Genomic DNA, 22257 nt, shown 5'->3' with positions numbered 1-22257 from the left:
TTACCAAAAACATGAATTCATGAAGACAAAATTACTAAAAAATCTAATTATAATGTCTAGGATATTTATTTGTGGCATTGTATTTCAGCTATCTGTTTTCACCTTGGCTTTTAGCATGGAAGGCAAGGGACAGAGTCAAAGCGTATACGATATTCAACTTGATTTTGAATCGAGTCCAGAGGCCCGTCCTTTAGATGAAGCCTTAGAGCTGCTTTCGCAAGAGACGGGGTTTAACTTCTCGTTTATTGATCAGGAAATTAATCCTGCTTCATATGACATAGTACTCAACACAAGCGGGGTAGCGATGGCTGAAGTATTGGAGAGTATTTCTCAACAAACAGACCTTTCTTTTAAAAGGGTCAATGACAATATCTTTATCAAACGAAATAAGGTAGGTGTCAAAAGAATCGTTGAGGTAATAATGGCGGTCGTTTCAGGAAAAGTAACTGATGAATTTGGTGAGTCACTTCCGGGTACTACCGTTTTGGAGAAAGGCACAAGCAATGGTACCGTTACTGATATAGATGGCAAGTATAGTCTGGAAGTATCAGGAGAGGAATCCGTTCTTTCTTTTTCATTTGTAGGTTATACATCTCAAGAAATTAGAGTGGGCAACCGAAGCACAATCGATGTGATCTTAAATGCTGATATGACTTCTCTCGAAGAGGTGGTTGTAGTAGGATATGGTACTCAAAAGAAAGAAGAAGTAACTAGCTCACTGGCACAGGTGGACCAAAAGGAGTTTGTTCAGGGTAATGTGGTAGATGCTGGTCAATTGCTGCAAGGTAAAGTCGCGGGTTTGACTGTGGCCAACCCTTCAGGTGATCCTACTGGTGGAACTCAAATTTTGTTAAGAGGTAACTCTACACTTTTGGGTAGTAACAATTCACCGTTGGTCTTGGTCAATGGGGTGCCAGGTGATTTGAAGCTGGTAGCTCCAGAAGATATAGAATCTATCAGTGTTCTTAAGGATGGTTCTGCTGCTGCTATTTATGGTACCAGAGGTACCAATGGGGTGATTCTAATCACAACCAAACAAGCTTCAGATAACTATGCTAGCTCGGTTGATTATTCTGCCAATTTCAGTACTCAGCAAATCACACGACAGTTAGATGCAGAGGACTACCGACAAGAAATAGCAGATGGTTTAAGACCAGCTGGACAAGATTTAGGTAGTTCAACAGACTGGATGGATGAGATCACTCGTACTCCTTTTTCTCAGATTCATAATATTACCTTTAGAGGAGGAAATTCAAAAACGAATTATCTGGTAAGTGGTAACATTAGAGATTTAGAAGGTATTTTTATTAAGTCTGACAACAGAACTTATACGGGCCGTATCGATGTAAACCACAACATGTTTGATGAAAAATTGAGATTCAATTTAGGTGTTCTTAGCCGTACAGTCAGATTTAACAATACTGGTGATGGAATGAGTTTTAATGGTTACACCTACAGACAGGCTCTGATCAGAAACCCCACAGCACCAGTAACCAATGAAGATGGTTCTTGGAATGAGGATACGGGTAATTTCAACTATGAAAACTCAGTGTCTCGATTGAGAGAGTCTGATGGTCAAATTAGATCTCAAAACACGAGGCTGACCAGTACGATTGTATATGAACCTATCAAAGGACTACAATTCAAAAGTCTGATGTCTTACAATCAGTTCAACAATACAAGAGGGTATGCAGAATCCAGAAACCATATCTCTACTCTGAGAGACGGACGAAATGGTTTTGTGTCTAATGGCACTAGGGATGTGCAGGAAAGATTAATTGAATTAACGGCTCAGTATTCTCATAACACACCTAATCATAGTGTAACCGTTTTAGGAGGTTATGGATACCAGGATACATATGGTAGAGATTTCTGGATGCAGAATAATGATTTTCAGACGGATGCCTTTTCATATCACAACCCAGGTTTGGGTAAGGGTATCCAGGAAGGTGAAGCCAATATAGGTGGAAGCACTTGGTCTACTAACTTGATAAGTTTCTTTGGAAGAGGTTCTTATAGTTTCAAGGATAGATATTTATTGTCAGGTTCATTGAGATATGAAGCAGCCAGTCAACTATACGGTACAGAAAACCCATGGGGTCTTTTCCCAGCCATATCTGCGGGGTGGAGACTAGAGAATGAACCGTTTATGTCTGGAGCTGATTTTGTAGATCAGCTGAAAATAAGAGCGGGTTATGGTGTGACAGGTAACCCTAACAATGAAGGATTCCGAGCGGTGACTTTGTTGACATATGGCAGTCCGATGTATTACAATGGTCAATGGATTAATACTATCTATACGGCACAAAACCCGAACCCAGATTTGAAATGGGAAGAAAAGCATGAAACTAACATTGGGGTAGATTTTGGTTTGTTTGATAATTTCATTACCGGTTCGGTGGATTTGTATAAAAGAGAAATCAAGGATTTGCTTTTTGATTATGCGGTACCCACACCACCCAACCTGGCACCAACTACACGTGCTAATGTTGGTGTGATGGAGAACAAAGGGATAGAAGTACTTTTAAACATTACACCAATATCTACTTCTGATTTTAGTTGGACTACAACCTTTTTGTTTTCTACCAACTCGAACAAACTCGTAAGCTTATCTAATGATCTATATTAGACTCAAAACGATTGGTTTACTACTGGAGAAACTGGAGAACCTATTCAAACACATACACATATTGTCGAAGTGGGAGAGGAAATAGGAAATTTCCATGGATTCAAGGTAGTAGATATCGATGAGAATGGTCAGTGGATTTACGAAACTGTAGATGGTGAGCGAGCTACTTATGATGAGTTTGGGCATTCGTTTGATGATAAACAAGTCCTTGGTAATGGTTTGCCAAACTACTATGCAGGTTGGAACAACTCTGTCAGATACAAGAATTTTGACCTGAACATTACTATGAGAGGAGCTTTCGATTATCAATTGCTCAATTTTGAAAGAATGTATTTGGAAAATCCTTCTATCACTAATTACAACCGTTTGAGTTCTTCACAAGATTTAGTATTTGGAAAAGAGCGTTTGGCATCTCCACTTGAGTATAACAGTTATTATGTTGAAGATGCAGACTTCTGGAAGATTGATAACATCACATTAGGTTATAATCTGCCTTTAGAAAAGGTTGGTGCAATACAATCAGCGAGAGTATATGTCTCTACTCTGAATACATTCATTTTTACAGGATATAAGGGAATAGATCCGGAGGTGAATCGTGGCGGTCTAGCACCTGGTAATGATGGCAGGGACAAATACCCAACGGCCAGAAGCTTTACTGTTGGTTTTAATGTATCCTTTTAATCGAAAATATTCACAGATATGAAAACGATAATTCATAAATATAGATTGAACAAAATATTGTTAGGTATAGTGGTGATTTTATCTTCTTGTCTTGAACTGGAGGATACAAATTACTCAACTATTGTGGCGGAGGATTTTGAGCCTACACCTGATGATGCTGCAGCTATTGTAGGGTCAGGTTATGTCGCCTGGAGAGAAACTATGTTGCTATGGAATGGGATATGGAGAAGTCAGGAAGTAACGGCCGATCAAATCGTGATGCCAGCTAGACCCAATGGTTGGGTTGATGATGGTTCTTACCGAAGGTTGCATGAGCATAGTTGGAACCCGAATGATGATCAAGTTTATCAGGGGTGGTTCAGAACTTACAGTGGTATTACTAAATGTAATGAAATCATTTATCAGATAGAGACGGGTTTCATTCCTCTAGAGGAGGAACTTTATGAATCAACGCTAGCTGAAATTAAGGTTTTGAGAGCTTCTTATTACTATTTGTTGCTCGACTTGTATGGCAATGTGCCTATCATAACGGACTTTGATGTAGAGGATGGTTACCTTCCAGTGCAGAATACTCGTCAGGAAGTGTATGATTTCATAGTAGATGAAATCACGAGTAATGTCGACAATTTATTGGAAGAAAATAATGGTACTACTTATGGTCGATTCAACAAATGGGCTGCGTATATGTTGCTGGCAAAAGTATACTTGAATGCTGAGGTATACACAGGAACTTCTCGATGGGCAGAGTGTATGACTGCATGTGATCAGGTAATCAATTCAGGAGCCTATGCCCTGGAGCCTAATCAAAAGAATGTTTTTGTGACTGACAATGAGAATTCAATCGAGATCATTTTTGCTTTGGCTATAGATGAAGATTATACCACTTCATGGAATCAGTTTGATATTCATATGCAAACGCTTCAACCATCTATGCAGGCTAAATATGGATTGCAATTCTCTCCATGGGGAGGAATGTGTGCCATTCCACAGTTTATCGATACTTTCGACCCTGAGGATAGTCGTCTGACTCAAAATTTCATTTATGGTCAACAATATACTCCGGCTGGTGAAGAAATAATGGCTGCTTTAGGTGCGTATGCTGGTCAGCCATTGAATCTTATCAATGAAGTGCCAGGTGTGGATTATTCTGAAGCGATTCATGGCTATCGTTTTGGTAAGTATGAGATAGCTCCTGAATCAACCAATATCCTTAATAATGACTATGTTGTATTCAGATATGCAGATATCCTTATGATGAAGGCTGAATGTCTTTTGAGAACTGGTAGTGCTGATGAAGCGGCACTTTTGGTGACAGAGGTGCGAAACCGATCTTTCGCTTCGAATCCTGCAAAGGCGACTGTGTCCGGAGCTGATTTGCAAGAAGGAAGTGTATATGATTATGGCTTGAGAAATCACCTGGAAACAAGCATAGAAGGTGGTGACGATATTCAGTTTGGTAGATTCCTGGATGAGCTTGGTTGGGAGTTCAATCAAGAAGGAAGAAGAAGACAAGATATGATACGCTTTGGTGCGTTTGATACTAAATCGTGGTTGTCACATTCTCCAAATGGATCAGACAGAACGTTGTATCCTATTCCTCAGACCGTATTAAATGATAACCCAAATTTGACGCAGAATCCGGGATATTAAAAGCTAATCCATAAGATGCTATTTCATTTTTTGGAATAGCATCTTTTTTATTGCTCTGGTACCTGTTCAGAGATCAATCAAAGTTTAATTGATTTATTATTTATTTAGAAAAATGAAGTGTATCGTATGTTTCATAATAATACTGCTATGTCCATTTATTTATGGATGTTCAGAAAAACCAAATGATTTGGCTATTAAGCAAGAGGTCTTTGAGTATCCCCTCAAGCCATTAAATATTAGGGATGTACATGTTGAAGATGATTTTTGGTTACCGATTATCCAGCGAGTTCAGCAGAAGACTATTTCCTATGCCATAGAAAAATGCCAGGAAGAAGGAAGGTTAGATAATTTTTTGATTGCTGGTGGAAAAATGGAAGGAGAAGTCAAAGGGAGTATGCCTTTTGACGATACAGATGTTTATAAAATCATTGAAGGAGCATCCAATTCTCTCATTAGCTCCCCAGATGCTCAATTAGAGGCCTTACTTGATTCATTGATTGATATTGTAGCTATTGGTCAGGAAAAGGATGGATACCTGACTACCTGGAGAACCATAGACCCTGCTAGTCCTCCAGCCACCTGGGTAGAAGTGGACAAAGGCGTACGATGGGAAGGGTTGTCCATGAGCCATGAGTTGTATAATGCCGGGCATCTATATGAAGCAGCAGTAGTTCACTATAAGGCTACTGGCAAAAGAAATTTTCTAGATATCGCAATTAAGAATGCAGATCTGATTTGTAAAACTTTTGGCGCTGGTAAATTAGAGACGGTCCCTGGGCATCAGATTATTGAGACAGGGCTGATCCAGCTTTATAGGGTTACTAAGAAGAAAGAATACTTAGAGTTAGCCAAGTACTTTTTGGATGCCAGAGGGGATCTGAAGGCGGAGAGAAAGCATTTTGGTTCCTATGCGCAAGACCACCTCCCTGTGGTTGATCAGGATGAAGTAGTAGGGCATGCGGTGAGAGCGGTTTATATGTATGCAGCTATGACAGACATTGCGGCTTTGTATCAGGATTCATCATACATTCAGGCTGTGCATGCACTATGGCACAATATGACCGAAAAAAAGATGTATCTAACTGGCGGAATTGGAGCTAAGCATCAAGGGGAATCCTTTGGAGAAAACTATGAATTACCCAATCTAACAGCCTATAATGAGACATGTGCTTCGATAGGTGATGTTTACTGGAACCATCGTCTATTCATGCTGGATGGAGACAAAAAGTACTATGATGTGATTGAAAGAACTCTATACAATGGGTTGATTTCAGGTTTGTCATTGGATGGTCAAAAATTCTTTTACCCTAATGCGCTGGAGTCAGACGGAGAGTACAAATTCAACCAGGGGGCATGCACTCGAAAAGGGTGGTTTGATTGTTCCTGCTGCCCTACCAATGTGATACGTTTTATTCCCGCCATACCAGGATTGATTTATGCCAGAGAGGATAATAATGTTTACGTCAATTTGTATATCGACAATGAAGCCGAAATCGATGTTGATGGTCAAAAAGTTCATATTAAGCTAGAATCTGGATTTCCATGGTCCGGGAAGGGGCGTGTGATCGTCAATTCTAGCCAACCAGTAGACTTTAATCTTTACCTAAGGATTCCTGGCTGGTCCATGGGGGAGGTGCTCCCTGGAAGCTTGTATTACTATGAAAATCCTGCTCCTGAATACTTTTTCAGCGTAGGTGAAGGACTGGATAAAGGGGTGGAAGTAAATGGATACTATAAATTTTCAAATACCTGGAAAGGTGGCTCTGTTATCAACTTTGATTATCCGATGAAAGCTCATATAGTCAAGTCGGATTCGTTAGTTGCTGAAAACATAGGGAAAGGTGCATTGGAGTATGGTCCTATTGTGTATGCTGTGGAAGAAATAGACAATCCTGAAAATTTCGATTCAATAAATTTGAGCCAAAAAAGTATTGTTAAAGCAAGCTATAATGAAGAGAAGCTTAAAGGCATCAATGAGTTGATGATTGAGGCCAATTCAGGCAATTTCGTAGCAATACCCTACTATGCATGGAGTAACAGAGGAGTGGGCAAAATGAAAGTTTGGCTGCCATGGGATTCGAGCCAATAGCATGAAGAATAACAATTAGTTAAACAAATAGTCATCGGTATGCTCTATAATGGGCATATCGATAATTTTTCAATAAGTTTACTTACTTCACAAATACCGTCTTGGTATTCACGAATTCTTTGATGCCAAAGGAACCGAGTTCTCGGCCATAGCCACTGTCTTTGATGCCGCCAAATGGCAAACGTGGATCGGAATGAACCAACTCATTCACAAAGCATGAGCCTGCTTGCAGTTTCGTCTGGGCGATGGCTTCTCCTCTTTTAACATCTCTGGTGAAAATGGCAGCTCCCAGTCCGAAACAGCTTTGATTGGCCAGGTCGATGGCTTCTTCCTCGTCTTTGGCAGAAATGATAGATGCAACCGGTCCAAATAGCTCCTCATCAAAGGCAGGCATGCCGGGGTGTAGGTTGACTAGAATAGTAGGAGGGTAGAAGGCCCCTTTTTCTTTAGGAATTTTTCCTCCGAGTAGACAGTACGCTCCTTCGTTGATACTGCTAAGTACTTGCTCGTGTAGTTCGTCTCGAAGTGCCGTGCTGGCCATAGGGCCCAGATCCACTTCAGACAATGGGTCGCCATAGGTTTTTTGCTTCATCGCTTCCATGAAGGTTCTTTTGAAATCTTCATATATCGACTCCACTACAATGAAACGCTTCGCCGCAATACAACTTTGACCATTGTTGATCAATCGACTCTTCAGACAAGTAGAGACTGCCAGATCCAGATCTGCGTCTTCCAGAATTACATAGGGATCGCTTCCTCCTAGCTCCAGTACTGTCTTCTTCAGTTGTTCACCAGCTTTACTTGCCACCGCGCGACCCGCTTCTGTACTTCCTGTCAGGGTTACGGCGGCCACTTTAGGGTTTTCTATAACTCGGTCCATCTTTTTTCCTGGTATCAGCAAGGTCCTGAAACTATCCACAGGAAAGCCTGCCTCTAGCATTACTTCCTCTATGTCTAAGGCACATTGAGATACGTTGGAGGCATGCTTCAGTAGGCAAGTGTTGCCCGCCATCATGCTGGGGATGATGTATCTAAAGGCCTGCCAGAAGGGGAAGTTCCATGGCATAATGCCAAGTACGATACCCAAAGGCTCGTAGGCCACACGACTGACGCTGGCTTCAGTGGAGATGTGTTCAGTCGCCAAGAATTTCTCTCCGTTTTCGGCATAGTACTCACAGGTTACAGCACACTTTTCTATTTCTGCTTCGCTTTCAGATAGTACTTTACCCATTTCTGCAGTTATGGTCTTGGCATATCTGTCTTTATTTTTCCTAAGGGCAGCTGCTAGCTGAATCAAAAGTTTTGCCCGATGATCGAAGGAAGTAAGTTTCCATGATTGCCAAGTGTGATGCACCTGATCGATGATCTGATCAACTTGGCTTTCGCTCATTTCATCAAATTCTTGAATGACTTCTAGATTGCTGGGGTTAATGGATTTCATAGGCGCTTCATTTGTTTCAAAATAAACGAACTCTAGTCAAACCGCTGTCCGAAAATTGCCTTTTTTGGCATTATGTCTTCCCAAATGAAGGGGAAGAGGAGTACAAGTAGCAGTAATTTTCATGCCAATCGAGATTTTCGAGATGGCGTATTATTGGTGTAATCCATTGCGCTTATTTGCTTATTTAGGCTGGTTTTTGCTTTGTAAGACGGGAAAAGTAAAACCGTTTCGTACTATTTGATGAGTTTTTGTTGTGGTGAATTTTTTTGTGGAAGCTGTTAGCAGTCAGAGTTTTAAAGTTGGGTCATGCATGAGACCCGACTTGAAACTTTTAAAATCACTTAACATGAAAGACTTAATGAAACGAAAAGGAAAACTTTTCCTCACCTACCTATGCTTACTAATTAGTTTCTCACCCCTTTATTCCCAAAACTTATTGTGGTCAGACGAGTTCAATGGCAATAGCCTGGATACCAATGTCTGGGACTTTGCACTTGGCGATGGCTGTGCCGAGGGTATCTGTGGATGGGGCAATCAGGAGCTTCAAACTTACACCAACCAAAACACCTCTGTAGCCAACGGTTATCTATCTATCACTGCCCGAAGAGAAAATGTGGATGGTAAAGAATTTACCTCTGCCAGACTACTGACCAAGGACAAACTGAGTGTCAAGTATGGTCGTATCGAAGCGAGCATCAAGTTGCCGGATATGAATAATGGGCTATGGCCTGCCTTTTGGATGCTGGGAGATGCCAATCGATGGCCCTTCACCGGAGAGATTGATATCATGGAGGCGGGCTTCAGTGCCATGTCCACTGATGTCAACAATGTAGCGAAGGCCAATGTATTCTGGAGAGCGGAAGATGCCGGCGTAACGGGCAACCTCCAGTATGGCAATGAAGATACCTTCAAGTATGATGCATTGGCTGAAGCAGGAAAACAGTTGGACGATGACTTTTTTGTCTATCGCGTTCATTGGACACCAGATTCTTTAACCTCTATTATTCTTCAAACGGATGCTCAAGGGGAGCCCATCGAATCAACCGCCAAAACGATTTTTACGATTCAAAATTCTGCCACCTTTGAGAACGAATTCTTCTCAGGTGATGATTTTTTCATCTTACTGAATATGGCAGTGGGAGGATGGCTTCCATTTGATGTCAATGCAGGCGAGAACACTTCTGCAAATGTGACTGCTCTGCCCAATGCGGGTTCGGAAGCCCATATGCTTGTGGACTATGTCAGGGTATACGATATCCAGGGAGTGGGCACTGTGACTGCAGGTCAGGTCGATGCTACCCCCGTTCGTGCGGGTGGTCTGGGAATCTATGATGAGATCAACAATACTGCGGCCCAACTGAACTTTGGTGTGGATGCTGAAATTTTCACCTGGGAGGCTGATGTAGCCCCAGCTATGAGTATCGAGACCATTGCCAGTGTCTATGGGGATTCTGCCTATAGCATTACCTTTCCCGCTGCTCAGTGGGCTGGCTTGGGATTCAATAGTTCTGATGTTTTGAATCTGGAAAATTACAGCAATGGTTCTCTTAGATTCAAAGCAAGAACGAGTTCTCAAGAACCCTTCCGCATCTCGGCGGAAAGTGCTTCGGGTAGCGCAGGGATTGATTTTCTTGCTGGTGAAGAAAAATATGGATTAGTCAGAGATGGCCAATGGCATGATGTGGAGATTCCTCTGTCTCTTTTGGTCAATGACTTCAAACATGTTTATATGCCCTTGATCATTGGTAACGTTGAGTTCAATGAGCCTACTACGAACTTAACTATCGACCTGGATGAAATTCATTACTCGATAGAACCTTCTACCAAAGTCACCAAAGTAGTGCCGCCCATCGGGGATTTTGGACTCTTTACCGAAACGGCAGTAGCTAGCACTTTCGAATTAGGGACCGATGGCGATCTTTATGTATGGGAAGAAACGCTGGTTGAAGGTCCTACTGAAACCTATAACGGACAAGCAGCCTTGAGCTATACTCATAATAATAAGGGCTGGTTTGGTTTCGCTTTCACTGCGGACGAGCTTCTTGATTTATCAGCTTTCGAAACGGGTTATTTGCATATCGCCATGAAATCTAGTGCGACAGAAACCCTGGAGATGAGAATCAATGTAGGGCTGCAGGAAGACCTCGTACTATTCGAGGCGGGCAGTGATCCATATGGATTTGCGAGAGATGGTCAGTGGCACGAGTTAGAGATCCCACTTTCGGATTTCGAAAATGTCAACTTTAGCAATGTTCTGCAATTGTTGAGTATCAGTGGTGCTGGTAATATTTCAGATCTGGCTATTGCTGATGTGTATTATAAATATGATGGTTCGAATACTGCGCCCACCGCTTCCTTCATAGCGAGCCCAACCAGTGGTCAGGCTCCATTACAGGTGCAATTCGATGCGAGCGCATCGAGCGATCCAGAAGGTGATGCCTTGACCTATTCGTGGAATTTCGGAGATGGAGCTACAGGTAGTGGTGTTGCTGTTTCTCATACCTATTCAACAGCTGGTAATTACATTGCCACACTGACTGTTTCGGATGGAGCGCTATCCGATAACGCCACAGCTGCTATTGCAGTCAGTGAAGCCCCTGCTTGTCAGGGAGCAATTGCCATTCCCGGTCAAATAGAAGCTGAGAATTATACGGCTATGCAGGGTGTAGATACAGAAGGTACCTCAGATGTAGGCGGAGGTATCAATGTGGGATGGATCGATCAGGGAGACTGGTTGGAGTATTTTATCGAAGTGCCTGAAGCAGGAGATTATCAATTGGATTTGCGTTTGGCGGGTGCTGGATCTGATAGCAAGACCATCGATATTTCCACTGACGGAAGTGCAAAAGGAAGCCTTAGCTTCGGTGCTACTGGAGGGTGGCAAAACTGGGTTACCGAATCGATATCTGTGAACCTGTCAGCTGGCTGTCAAACCTTGCGATTGACCGCAGCGACCTCTGGGTTCAATATCAACTGGTTGGAATTGCAAGGGGGTGTTTTTAACCCTGTGGTGACTACCATTTCAATCAGTCCAGAAAACGCTAGTATTGATGAAGGAGCTACTCAGCCATTCACTGCGCAGGCTTATGATCAGAATGGAGATCCTATGTCAGCGAGTTTTGAATGGACTGCAAGTGCGGGAAGCATTGATGCGGCTGGTCTCTATCAAGGTACAGTTGTGGGTACGCATCAGGTCACTGTGAGTGCCGGAGGTATTTCGACTGGTACTTCAATAACGGTCAATTCTGTACAAACTGGTGTAGTTATTCCATCTTTGATTCAGGCTGAGGATTATTCTGCGATGATGGGAATTCAAACAGAAGCAACTAGTGATGCCGGTGGAGGTGTCAATGTCGGGTGGATCGAGTCTGGAGATTGGTTGGACTATGAGGTGAATGCCCAAAGTGCTGGTACCTACCAGATCGATGTTCGAGTTGCAGCGGCAGGTAGTGATGCAAAGAGCTTTGAGATTTATTCTAATGGAAACCTTCTGGAGACTGTCAGTTTTACCGCTACAGGTGGATGGCAAAACTGGACGACTGTCACAACATCCGTTTCTCTCAATGCAGGGAACCAAACCATCAGATTGCAAGCGGTTACCAGTGGATTTAATATCAACTGGATAGAGTTTGTCGAAGATAACTCATCGAATACTTGTGGTGGAGGTCCTGAAAGTGGAGACTATACTTATGCAGTTAGTGAAGGACCAGCCTTGACTTTTGAACCGGGCTATGCCGGAGTAGGAGACAATCTGGTATTGCTGTACTATGGAACCAATCCAACAGGTCCATTTCCTGGGTATTTAGTTGACGTCAACGTGCCATTCGATCTTTCAGGTGTTAGCGATGGACAGACGGTATACTTCTATTATACCTATAGCGTGCCAGAGGGTGGTGAAAGAAATACAGCTGCCACACCTCACAGTTTTGTGGTGGGAGCGTCCTGTGCAGGGGCTCGTAGCATCGCTGATGCATCTATATTGGAAGAAGCACTGCAGTTGCAACTCTATCCTAATCCAGCTCAGGATAGGTTGCAATTGGAGAAGAAGGGTAGTGCGAGTGCTGTTATTTCGGTGATGGATATTGCTGGCAAGTCCTACGCTCGATTAGAGTGGGCGGAAGGTCTAAGGACTTACGAATTGAATATTGAAAATATGAAGAGAGGTCTTTATCTGTTGAAAGTAGAATCTGCAGGGGAAGTGATCACTCGCAGATTTTTGAAAGAATAAAACTGATCTAGCTAAATCCCAGGTTGTCTCGTGCAGCCTGGGTTGATTTTGGGATCACTTAGTAAAGTTGGGGGATAAAACGGAATAGTCTACTTTTTATTTTAATTGACAACTCTACTAGTCAAGGCAATCCTTTGTTTTTGTATGGATACTTTCGCCTTGCCGGCTAGGCATTACTTTCTTCCTTGATGAAGAAAGTAATCAAAGAAATCAAGGCTGCTATTCATTTCTTAACGCTTTTTACAACTTAAAATCAGGAATCAAAAGAAACTCGCCCACTTTGAATCCTTGATATTTATCTTATTCCTGTTAGGACTCAAACAGTCTTTTGCTTCTTGTCTGATTTGAAGCAACAAAAAACTAAAATGAATAAAGGCCATCCCTCAGAAAAATAGATTGTCCTGATTTTAGCTATTCTGTAAAACGAAAAAAGCCTCTGAATTTCAGAGGCTTTTTGTTTGGATAGTGATTGGTCTGGGGCTCGAACCCAGGACCCACGCCTTAAAAGGGCGTTGCTCTACCAACTGAGCTAACCAATCGAAAATCACTAAGAATAAAAAACCCGGTACGACTACCAGGTCTCATCTGTGATTGGTCTGGGGCTCGAACCCAGGACCCACGCCTTAAAAGGGCGTTGCTCTACCAACTGAGCTAACCAATCGACATTTTGCAAAAGAATTTTCTATTTTTATAGGTCATTCCCTTATTTTGCGGTTGCAAATGTAGGCGCCTTATGACGAAAATGCAAAACAAATTATTCAATTTTATTACAGTCTTATTTTTCACTTTTCTAAGTGCTTCATTAACAGCGCAAGACCTCTCAGCGGATCGTGCACTTTTGCACGCGGATTCGCTTTTTTCAGAAGGGAAATATACCGAATCTTTCGAGATATATGATCGTTTGCTCGAGAAGGAAAACGAAGCTACGCCACAAATGCTCATGAAAATGGCTTATATCAAAGAAGGTTTGGGCAATTACAGCGAGGCACTTTTGTATCTCAACAAGTATTATTTACTGACTTCTAACAAGCAAGCCAGATACAAGATGGAAGAAATTGCCAGCGAATATGATCTCGAAGGCTATAAGGTTACTGATTTTGACTTCTTCAAAGGAATCGTCAATAGACACTATATGATGAGCAATGCCATCGTTTTAGGAATTGCTCTTTTGCTGATGACCGTGGTGGTATACAAGAAGTTCAAAAGTAAGGAAAATGCCTTGCCCTATGCCATTAGTCTCTGCGTGGTGCTTTTGGTGTTTTTCTTTATATCCAATTTTCAGCTTCAAAGAGAACAAGTGATCATATCTGCTGATCATGTGTATTTGATGAATGGTCCATCGGCTGGTTCTGATTTGATCGAAGTGGTCAAGAGAGGGCATAGATTGACTGTTTTGAGTGAGGATGATGTTTGGGTCAAAGTAGATTGGATGGGAAGTGAAGCCTATATCAAGCAGTCTAAAGTCAAGAAGGTCATTTGATGTTCTGATATTCTCCTAAATCTTTTGGCTTAAAGGGAAAAGTCTTTGGTTTTCCTCTAATTTTGCGCCCCATGGCTAGAAAAAGAAAGCAAATCAGGTTAGAAAATCTGTCAATAGAATCGGTAGCTGCTGAAGGTAAGGCGGTTGCAAGGCATGACGGGATGGTGGTCTTTGTAAAAGGGGCCGTTCCCGGTGATGTAGTGGATGTTCAGGTGACCAAAAAGCGTAAGGCTTATATGGAGGGCAATCCAGTACATTATCACCAGTATTCTGATCTGAGGGAAGAGGCCGTTTGTGACTATTTTGGCACTTGTGGAGGCTGTAAGTGGCAGATGTTGAACTACCAGTCTCAACTGGAGTTTAAACAGCAACAAGTGGCCGATAACCTTTCGCGCATTGGTAAAGTGGATTTGCCTGAGATTGCACCGATTATTGGATCGGTAAAGACTTTGCGCTATAGAAACAAATTGGAATTTACTTTCTCTAATAAAAAATGGTTGACCAAGGACCAGATTGATACTGGTGAAGACTTGAATCGAAATGGTTTAGGGTTTCATATCCCAGGGCTTTTTGATAAAGTGGTGGATGTTGAGACTTGCCATCTGATGGAGGAACCAACCAATGCCATCAAAAATGAAGTGAGAAGTTATGCTTTTGCCAATGGACTAACCTTTTTCGATATCAGAGATCAGCATGGCTTGTTGCGTAATCTGATGATTCGTTTGACAGATATTGGAGAGTTGATGGTTTTGGTTCAGTTTTTTGAGCCTGATAGAGAGGCGATCGAAGGCCTGATGGCTCATCTGAAAGAGAAGTTTCCTGAGATCACCAGTTTGCTCTATGTGATCAATCAGAAGAAAAATGATACCATCTTTGATCAGGAAATTGTGTGCTACTCGGGAAAGGATCATATCGTCGAAGAGATGGGTGGTTTGAAGTTCAAGATCGGACCCAAATCTTTTTATCAAACCAATTCTGCACAGGCCAAGGTTCTTTACGATAAGGCTCTGGAGTTTGCTGAATTGTCTAAAGAGGATCTGGTGTACGATTTGTATACGGGGACTGGTACCATTGCGAACTATTGTGCCAGCCAGGCCAAAAAAGTGATCGGTATCGAGTATGTAGAGGATGCGATCAAAGATGCTTTCGTCAATGCGGAGGTGAATGGAATCGAAAATACAGACTTCTACGCAGGGGATATGAAGGATGTCCTCAACGATGAATTCGTGGCTAAGAATGGTCAGCCAGATGTAATCATTACCGATCCGCCGCGTGCAGGTATGCACGAAGATGTGGTCAATATGATTCTGAAACTCTCACCCAAGAAAGTCGTGTATGTGAGTTGTAATCCGGCGACACAAGCACGTGATATTGCTTTGATGAGTGAAGATTATCAAGTAGAAAAGATTCAGCCGGTGGATATGTTTCCGCATACCCATCATGTAGAGAATATTGTATTGTTGGTTTTGAAACAGGATATTTGAATTAACTGTAGTATTTGGCTCAAATAAGGAAGGGGAAAAATATAGCCTATAAATCCCCCGGACTTTGTTAAAATTCCCTTAATTTGCCGTTAATTTTTTAGATCATATGGTAAAGATAGCTATTGCGGGTGTTGGTAATTGTGCTTCTGCATTAATACAAGGAATTGAGTTTTATAAGAACGAGTCAGAGCAAACCGGTTTTGTTAGAAAAGAGATTGGTTCTTATAAGATTGGAGATATACAAGTTGTAGGTGCAATCGATATTGACAAACGAAAGGTAGGTAAGGATGCGTCTGAGGCCATTTTTGCAAAACCTAATTGTGCCCGAGTATTTTCAGAGGTTCCAAATTTGAACGTAGAGGTTGTGTCTGGACCAGTACTTGATGGAGTAGCTTCACATATGTCTGAATCTTTTCAAGTGGAGGCTAATCATGAGTCAGTAGACGTGGCTGCCTATTTGAGAGAAACTGGTGCTGAGTTTCTTGTTTGTTATCTACCAGTAGGAAGTGAGGAGGCTGCCAAATTTTATGCAAGTGAAGCTCTGAAGGCAGGAGTTGGGTTTTTGAATGCCATTCCAGTTTTCATTTGCTCACAACCTGAGTGGAGTGATAAGTTTAAAGAAGCCGGCCTAGTTTGCGCAGGTGATGATATTAAATCTCAATTTGGCGCTACCTATCTAAATAGGGTATTAGTAGAGAGCTTGATGACCAGAGGGTTCAATATCGATGATTTGTACCAGCTCAATGTCGGTGGAAATACCGATTTTGAAAACATGATCGACGAGTCACGGCTTATGTCAAAGCGAATTTCTAAGACCAATGCTGTAAGTACTCTATTTAATTGTACTACAGATCCTGCAGTGCGTATAGGGCCGAGTGATTTTGTTCCACATCTTAATGATACCAAAATTTGCTATATCAATGTCAATGGTTCTCAGTTTGGTAATCAGCGTTTTGAACTGGAACTCAAACTAAAGGTAGAGGACAGTCCTAATAGCGCAGGGGTTATGCTGGATGTGATCCGTTTGGCTAAATTGGCAAAAGACATGGGACATGCCGGAAATGTGCCTGTTGTTTCTGCCTTCGGATTTAAATCGCCCGCAGATAAGTTCAGTGAAACAGAGATACTGAAAAGGATGAATGAATTTTTGGAGACGGCTAAAGCAAGCGTCTAAATTTAAATAGCGCTACTATAGATATTGAAAGCATTGTCACGTCAGTCGACAATGCTTTTTTGTTTTATAGGTTTTTGAACGAAATTCCTGCTTTCTTTTAAAACGTTCCAGTCATGCTTTTCTCAATCTGAAAAAGGTTGAATTGTTATCAATGACGAAATTCAGGACTTCTATTTTTAAGAAAAGGATCAAAGATAAGGTGTCAGCTATATAGCTTGCGGGTAATATCCAGATCCGAGTGATTGTCCACATCATTCCATAGATAACCTGTCACATCAATAGTAGTGGCATTGTATTCCTGAATTAAAGAGGTGACAAGATCTGATATGGTATACTTTCCTTGAGCAAAGCACTTATTTAATGACTCGAATACATCAGGCTTCATATAAAACAAACCTGTATCGTATCTATTAAACTTTGCAATCCCTTTTCCAATTTGTTCGATGTATCCTGTTTCTTGTATTAAAACTTTGGTTACATCTTCGATATCAATATGACGGTTTAATTCGGACGGGGTATCAACCGCGAGACACAAAGCTTCTTTTCCATCTCTTTTAGTTATATCTTTTTGAAAGCTGGAAATAAACAGAGAGTCGAAAACATGATCGCCCATTGTAAGAAAAAAGCCCTCGGAGTTTATTGATTTTACCCAGTTCTGAACAACACTTATTGAAAATCCATTCTCTAAGTCATAACGGTCGTTGTGTGCAATGTTAATTGCAACCTCGTATCGCTTTTTTAACTCTTCAACCTTCTCTTTAATAGGTTCAGGGTTATGGCCTGTGACTATGCAAAAGTTATCGCAGCCCTCTTTACTGAATAACTGAATATGACGTTCCAGTAGTGATACTCCATTAATTTCTAAAAGTGATTTGGGCTTACCGGTATCTAACCTACTATTCCTGCCGGCGACTAATATGACACAGTGCTTAACCATAGACATCAAAATTATCATATCTTTACGAAGACAAGTTGTCTATGAAGTATAAAATTATTTGGACAAGAGAAGTGAGGTGTTTATGCCCAGTAGTTTGATAGACTTCAAAAGAGGATGTTCCAAATCTTTGTAATCCGGTATTAGTGAAATAATGAAAAATCACACATCTGAGCAGCTAATTCCATTTCAGTGGTTTTGGACTGATACCCATGGCCAAAAAATGAGTTTCATTGAATGGTTTAAAAGCAGACCTTTTAGCATTATCTATTTCACTTTCATTTGGTCCATTGTTGGAATTTTAGGGTTTGCTTCCACCCGAAACTGTGATGACAGCTGGCAGCATGCATTTGCTTGTGATCGCGCTATTTGGATGGGGAAGATGATAAGCAACCCGATTGCCTATTTTTTTAGCTGGTTTACAGCTCCTTTTTTTCATAATGGAATTGATCACATTTTTTTTGTTACGATTTTTGGAATTCTACTAACCATTCAGTCTTTAGAAGTCCAATATGGCTACAAAAAAGCTTTGGTTGTTTTTTTTGGGTCCTATGTTTTCGTGGGTGTCTTCTTCGGTCTGTTTTTTAATGTTGGGTTATATCTATGGCCTCATATTGAGTTCTTTTCCTTCGGATTCGAGAGAAATTGGATGGGAGGATCTGTTGGTCTTTATTCAGCAGCAGGTGCATTGACCTATGATAGTCGTAAGAAATGGGCAATACCATTGATTATAGCTTCTTTTGAAACTCTTAATCTGACAGTCATAGGAATAGATATTCATATTTCATTCATACATGTGATGTCAGCTATAAGTGGGTACCTTACTTTCTGGAGTCTCAATAGAAAGTAGTCATTTCATTTCCTCGATCAGTCTTCGGTCCAATGAATTTTGCCAAATCGCTATTGGAATAAGAAATACAGTGATTGAAATACTAAAGAAAAAGTAAATGTCCATTCGGCCAAACAAACTGCATACCATCAATGCTGTGCGATGAACATTTGTTCCACCGACAAGAGCCCACCAGGTCAGGATAGATGTCTGAATTTTATTGTACTTGTCCTTGAATTTAGCGGATTCTTTACCTAAAGCCCATTGCTCGAACTGTTCTCTGACTGCCCGCTTTCTACCTTGAAACATGGCCTGCTTTTGGATATAGTCAATTTCCATGTAGTGCATTATTTTCAAGCCAATCCCTTTCTTTGGCGGATTTGCCATTACTTCTTCAATGTATGAGACTCGGTGACAACCCTTTCCCTCATTTAAGTAATAAATAAATTCGGTCTTATAAAATTCATAGACAGCAGACTTGATACTGTGAAAGTAACCCGCTCCCACTGCTAATGGCACTATCCACCAACCGTATCCATGATGAAAAAAGTAGAAGAGACCTCCTAAATAGGCAGCACTAAAAACCAAAATGTCTATTAGAGCGTCGACCTTTCTCCCAAACTCACTTGATTGTCCCGTCATTCTAGCCAGTTGTCCGTCTGCAGAATCAAGTAATCCTGCCAGAGTTATCAAAAAGCAGGCCGTCATCATAAGTGTGAAATTCTCTTGGAAATAAAATAGTACCCCTGCAATGAGACCAAAAAACAAGCTGCTGAGTGAAACTTGATTTGGCGTGAGGCTCATCCGTTTTGCAAGTACTGCAAAGTAGTATCCAAAAAACCGACTAAAATAGATGTCAAAAGTTTCTTCCACCTGAGGAAGTTTGATCGATTGATATGATTTTCTAAAATCTTGGCGGATTCTACTGATAATGTTCATCACTAATTCTTTTGCTTTTAGAAGGAAATCAAGCGATTCCTAAATTTACCGCGCAAGTTTAATGAATCACGCAGGTTTTAGGAACGATCTGGATAAGATATGACTTAACTTACTAACGATCTTCAATATCATTTTGGACTTTATGGAAGATACCCCATTGGGAAAGTATGGTTTAGATATTTCTTTCATTGGTCGTACAATCCTTGTTATGAACTCCTGGATCAAGGAGGTTTCCTGACAGACCACTACCACTTCCTGTTCGAAATGATAACTGATCAAATCATAATTGCTGCTTCCAAAAATTAGCTTTCTGCTATCAATTAATATGGCTTTTAGGTGGAACATTCCCGGGTGATGATATAAGTTGAACTGACCTTCAGAGCTTTGAGCTATCAAATAATTGTAAAAAAAACCTTTGTTGTTTTGCTCTGGAGAAATGATATCCACTTTGATCCCTGATTTGGCCTTCTCCATTAGAATGGGTAACAATGGATCTGAAATGTAGGGGGAGATGACTAGAATGTTTTTTTTTGCCTTTCGAATCAAATCAAAGAACTCTTCATACATTCTCTCGCTTTTTATTCCATTGAAAAAAAACAATTGATTGCTGTTAACGCTAATGTTTTTTGATTGATTAACTCCCTTCCAAGTTTGGAGGAAATCTTTAGATAACTCATCACTGGTACTGGGATCTTTCAACTCGACCATCATGTCATACCATTCAAAGTTGTGTTCACTAAAGTTGATTCCCCCAATAAAAGCATACTGTTGATCAACAATCATCATCTTCTTATGATTACGCAAAGGGTATCGCAGCATCATCGGACCCGTTGGGTTGATAAACTTCACCTGAATACCATGGGACCTGGCCTTATCGATCAAATGATAAGTGTTGTGAACTTCTGCTCTAAACTTGGAATCTTTTAAATACCTCGCTCCGAAAACGAAATGATCACTCACCACTACTTTGGAAAAAGAATCAATGATCAACCTTTTATCTTTAGCTGGGCTATGAATCATCAGATTTATTAGTGATTCACCTGCCGAATCTCCTTCAAAAGTCATCGCTTGAACATACAACGATTGGGTCGCTGCTAGAGCTCTAGATTTTAGAGCATTCATAAATTCCTTAGCACCTACAAGGATTTTTGATTGCATGCTGCATTATTCAATTGGTAGCTCACAAGGTTAGTTGAGCTTAGATAGAGACGCAAGGTTTAAATCAATAATAGTTCCGTTTGTTTAGAATAAAAACAAGTTTTCCCAAAGTCAATTCTACCACTAGTTTCACTGGGATAATGGTGTCTTCTTTTTTGGCCAACAAATAAGCGGGGCTTCCCTTCTCATATTCTTCAGTCTCAGGAAAAATCAAATCAAATCGATAATACTCATCCTCCATACCAGAATGAACAATTCCAAAAGGGTAAATGTCATTGGAAAAGTGCATTTTAACCATCGTCGTATCAGACCCATCATTCGAATAAACGATATCCCGAAGGTTCAAATAGGTGCTGAGTAGGTCTAAGACTAGGGTGTCCGAAATATTGACCTTAGCCACTTGGTGACGGTTGACATCCTCCACATAGGTAGATATAGTTACAGAATCGGCATATTCAAACCTGTCTGTACGTATATCCATGCTTTGTCCTATAAAAAATTGACGATAGGAGATCGTAGGTCTCAATGTAGCTACATCAATCCATGATTCTGCGCAGACATCTACAGAGGAAAAAAAATCAAAGACTCCGGTCGTTTGGATACGACATTGCAGGTAATAGTGAGGCTTACCTTGTATGTTCCAAAGTTCCTGATCCATTAAAATGGTGGCTTTTCCAATCGTAAACCATCCATAGTGCATGGAATAGATAAGCTCTTCTCCAGTTTCGAAATGGTGCTTAGGTACTTTTCGATTACTTTGAGCATTAACCAAACAATTTCCCGCCAGGATTAACAACATAATTGCTAATCTTGCCATATAAACAGGGAAGTATCCAAATGAAAATTGCTCAGGTTTGTCCATACGATTTTTCAAGACCAGGGGGAGTCAAAAACCACATTGAAAGCCTTACCAGGTATCTCACACTGGCTGGCCATGAGGTTGTTATCATTGCGCCTTTTCCCACAGTCAACCAATCAAAGGTATATCATTTGGATCCAATAGAAGTCTCCATGTTTGAGGTGCTAAGAATGATTTTTCTGAGCGTGGGTTGGTATTTTATTAGTGCCTGTCTTTTTAATAATTATCTTATCAAACTTGCGAGACGTCTATTTTCAAGATGACTTTTTATAAGTCATCCCATCTAAAACTATAGGAATAAACCGGTTTGGATCCAGCTCCACCAATCCCATCAGATACTTGGTAATCAATGGATTCTTCATCGTCAAGAAGTTCGTAAATTATGCTCCAAGGGTTTCCTCCAGAACAATCTGAACATTGAATGTTGATCAATTTTATAGTTACCGTTTCATCTCCAGTAGTAATGTGTTTAGTAATATCAACCTTAATGCTAACTCCTCCCAAATAACCGACTACATCACTTTCGTATATCAATTCATCATCTACGTATACTCTAGCTTGATCATCAATTTCATGGAAAAATATAACCTTTCTCGATTGACTTTTAGAGTAAAAGGACACCACGAATAGAATGCCTATAAATATTAATGTTCTAATAATTCTCTTATGCATAAAACCAATT

Annotated in this window: 15 protein-coding genes and 2 tRNA genes; 9 read left to right on the top strand and 8 right to left on the bottom strand. The window is 40.9% G+C overall.

The genetic code is table 11. The features are described from left to right. The first annotated feature begins 52 nt into the window (after nucleotides 1-52). The 4 genes from N7U62_RS11345 (at nucleotide 53) to N7U62_RS11330 (ending at nucleotide 7049) form a co-directional block, all read left to right on the top strand. A complete protein-coding gene (locus N7U62_RS11345; protein ID WP_264138086.1) occupies nucleotides 53-2629 on the top strand; it encodes a SusC/RagA family TonB-linked outer membrane protein in 2577 nt (858 codons plus the stop codon). Between the two features lie 69 nt (nucleotides 2630-2698). Further along, a complete protein-coding gene (locus N7U62_RS11340; protein WP_264138085.1) occupies nucleotides 2699-3310 on the top strand; it encodes a hypothetical protein in 612 nt (203 codons plus the stop codon). A gap of 18 nt (nucleotides 3311-3328) precedes the next feature. Further along, a complete protein-coding gene (locus N7U62_RS11335) occupies nucleotides 3329-4960 on the top strand; it encodes a RagB/SusD family nutrient uptake outer membrane protein (protein WP_264138084.1) in 1632 nt (543 codons plus the stop codon). 187 nt (nucleotides 4961-5147) lie between these two features. Next, on the top strand, nucleotides 5148-7049 hold the full coding sequence (locus tag N7U62_RS11330; RefSeq protein ID WP_264138083.1) for a glycoside hydrolase family 127 protein: 1902 nt from the start codon (nucleotides 5148-5150) through the stop codon (nucleotides 7047-7049). Between the two features lie 82 nt (nucleotides 7050-7131). Here N7U62_RS11330 and N7U62_RS11325 read toward each other — a convergent pair whose 3' ends face one another. Then, nucleotides 7132-8490 carry an NAD-dependent succinate-semialdehyde dehydrogenase gene (locus tag N7U62_RS11325; protein WP_264138082.1) on the bottom strand — a complete coding sequence of 453 codons (1359 nt, stop codon included), beginning with the start codon at nucleotides 8488-8490 and terminating at the stop codon, nucleotides 7132-7134. A 346-nt stretch (nucleotides 8491-8836) separates the two neighbouring features. On the opposite strand from N7U62_RS11325, the gene N7U62_RS11320 reads away from it, so the two are divergent. Next, nucleotides 8837-12718: a carbohydrate-binding protein gene (locus N7U62_RS11320; RefSeq protein ID WP_264138081.1), complete on the top strand. Its 3882-nt coding sequence runs from the start codon at nucleotides 8837-8839 to the stop codon at nucleotides 12716-12718. Nucleotides 12719-13184: 466 nt separating this feature from the next. Here N7U62_RS11320 and N7U62_RS11315 read toward each other — a convergent pair. Beyond that, nucleotides 13185-13257, bottom strand: a tRNA-Lys gene (locus tag N7U62_RS11315). A gap of 49 nt (nucleotides 13258-13306) precedes the next feature. Then, a tRNA-Lys gene (locus N7U62_RS11310) sits at nucleotides 13307-13379 on the bottom strand. Nucleotides 13380-13460: 81 nt separating this feature from the next. Here N7U62_RS11310 and N7U62_RS11305 point away from each other — a divergent pair. The 3 genes from N7U62_RS11305 (at nucleotide 13461) to N7U62_RS11295 (ending at nucleotide 16856) form a co-directional block, all read left to right on the top strand. Further along, entirely contained in the window at nucleotides 13461-14198 is a 738-nt protein-coding gene (locus N7U62_RS11305) for an SH3 domain-containing protein (protein WP_264138080.1), read from the top strand. A 71-nt stretch (nucleotides 14199-14269) separates the two neighbouring features. Further along, a complete protein-coding gene (gene rlmD / locus N7U62_RS11300) occupies nucleotides 14270-15682 on the top strand; it encodes a 23S rRNA (uracil(1939)-C(5))-methyltransferase RlmD (protein ID WP_264138079.1) in 1413 nt (470 codons plus the stop codon). A 106-nt stretch (nucleotides 15683-15788) separates the two neighbouring features. Beyond that, entirely contained in the window at nucleotides 15789-16856 is a 1068-nt protein-coding gene (locus tag N7U62_RS11295; protein WP_264138078.1) for an inositol-3-phosphate synthase, read from the top strand. Nucleotides 16857-17058: 202 nt separating this feature from the next. Here the strand turns inward: N7U62_RS11295 and N7U62_RS11290 are convergent, their stop codons facing one another. After that, nucleotides 17059-17793 carry a phosphocholine cytidylyltransferase family protein gene (locus N7U62_RS11290; protein WP_264138077.1) on the bottom strand — a complete coding sequence of 245 codons (735 nt, stop codon included), beginning with the start codon at nucleotides 17791-17793 and terminating at the stop codon, nucleotides 17059-17061. Nucleotides 17794-17944: 151 nt separating this feature from the next. Here N7U62_RS11290 and N7U62_RS11285 point away from each other — a divergent pair, with 151 nt between their 5' ends. Next, entirely contained in the window at nucleotides 17945-18640 is a 696-nt protein-coding gene (locus N7U62_RS11285) for a hypothetical protein (RefSeq protein ID WP_264138076.1), read from the top strand. Here N7U62_RS11285 and N7U62_RS11280 read toward each other — a convergent pair whose 3' ends face one another. The 4 genes from N7U62_RS11280 to N7U62_RS11265 form a co-directional block, all read right to left on the bottom strand. Beyond that, the gene (locus N7U62_RS11280; RefSeq protein WP_264138075.1) at nucleotides 18641-19558 is read right to left on the bottom strand and encodes a CDP-alcohol phosphatidyltransferase family protein; all 918 of its coding nucleotides are present in this window, start codon (nucleotides 19556-19558) and stop codon (nucleotides 18641-18643) included. It lies immediately after the preceding gene. A gap of 66 nt (nucleotides 19559-19624) precedes the next feature. Beyond that, entirely contained in the window at nucleotides 19625-20716 is a 1092-nt protein-coding gene (locus N7U62_RS11275) for a phospholipase D-like domain-containing protein (RefSeq protein ID WP_264138074.1), read from the bottom strand. Nucleotides 20717-20780: 64 nt separating this feature from the next. Then, entirely contained in the window at nucleotides 20781-21590 is an 810-nt protein-coding gene (locus tag N7U62_RS11270) for a DUF3108 domain-containing protein (RefSeq protein ID WP_264138073.1), read from the bottom strand. A 252-nt stretch (nucleotides 21591-21842) separates the two neighbouring features. Beyond that, nucleotides 21843-22247 (bottom strand): hypothetical protein, encoded by a 405-nt coding sequence (locus N7U62_RS11265; RefSeq protein WP_264138072.1) that lies wholly within the window; start codon nucleotides 22245-22247, stop codon nucleotides 21843-21845. Nucleotides 22248-22257 lie beyond the last annotated feature (10 nt).

Origin of the sequence: Reichenbachiella ulvae (genome assembly GCF_025833875.1) — a bacterium.
Classification (GTDB): Bacteria; Bacteroidota; Bacteroidia; order Cytophagales; family Cyclobacteriaceae; genus Reichenbachiella; species Reichenbachiella ulvae.
This window is presented reverse-complemented; position numbering and strand designations above follow the sequence as displayed.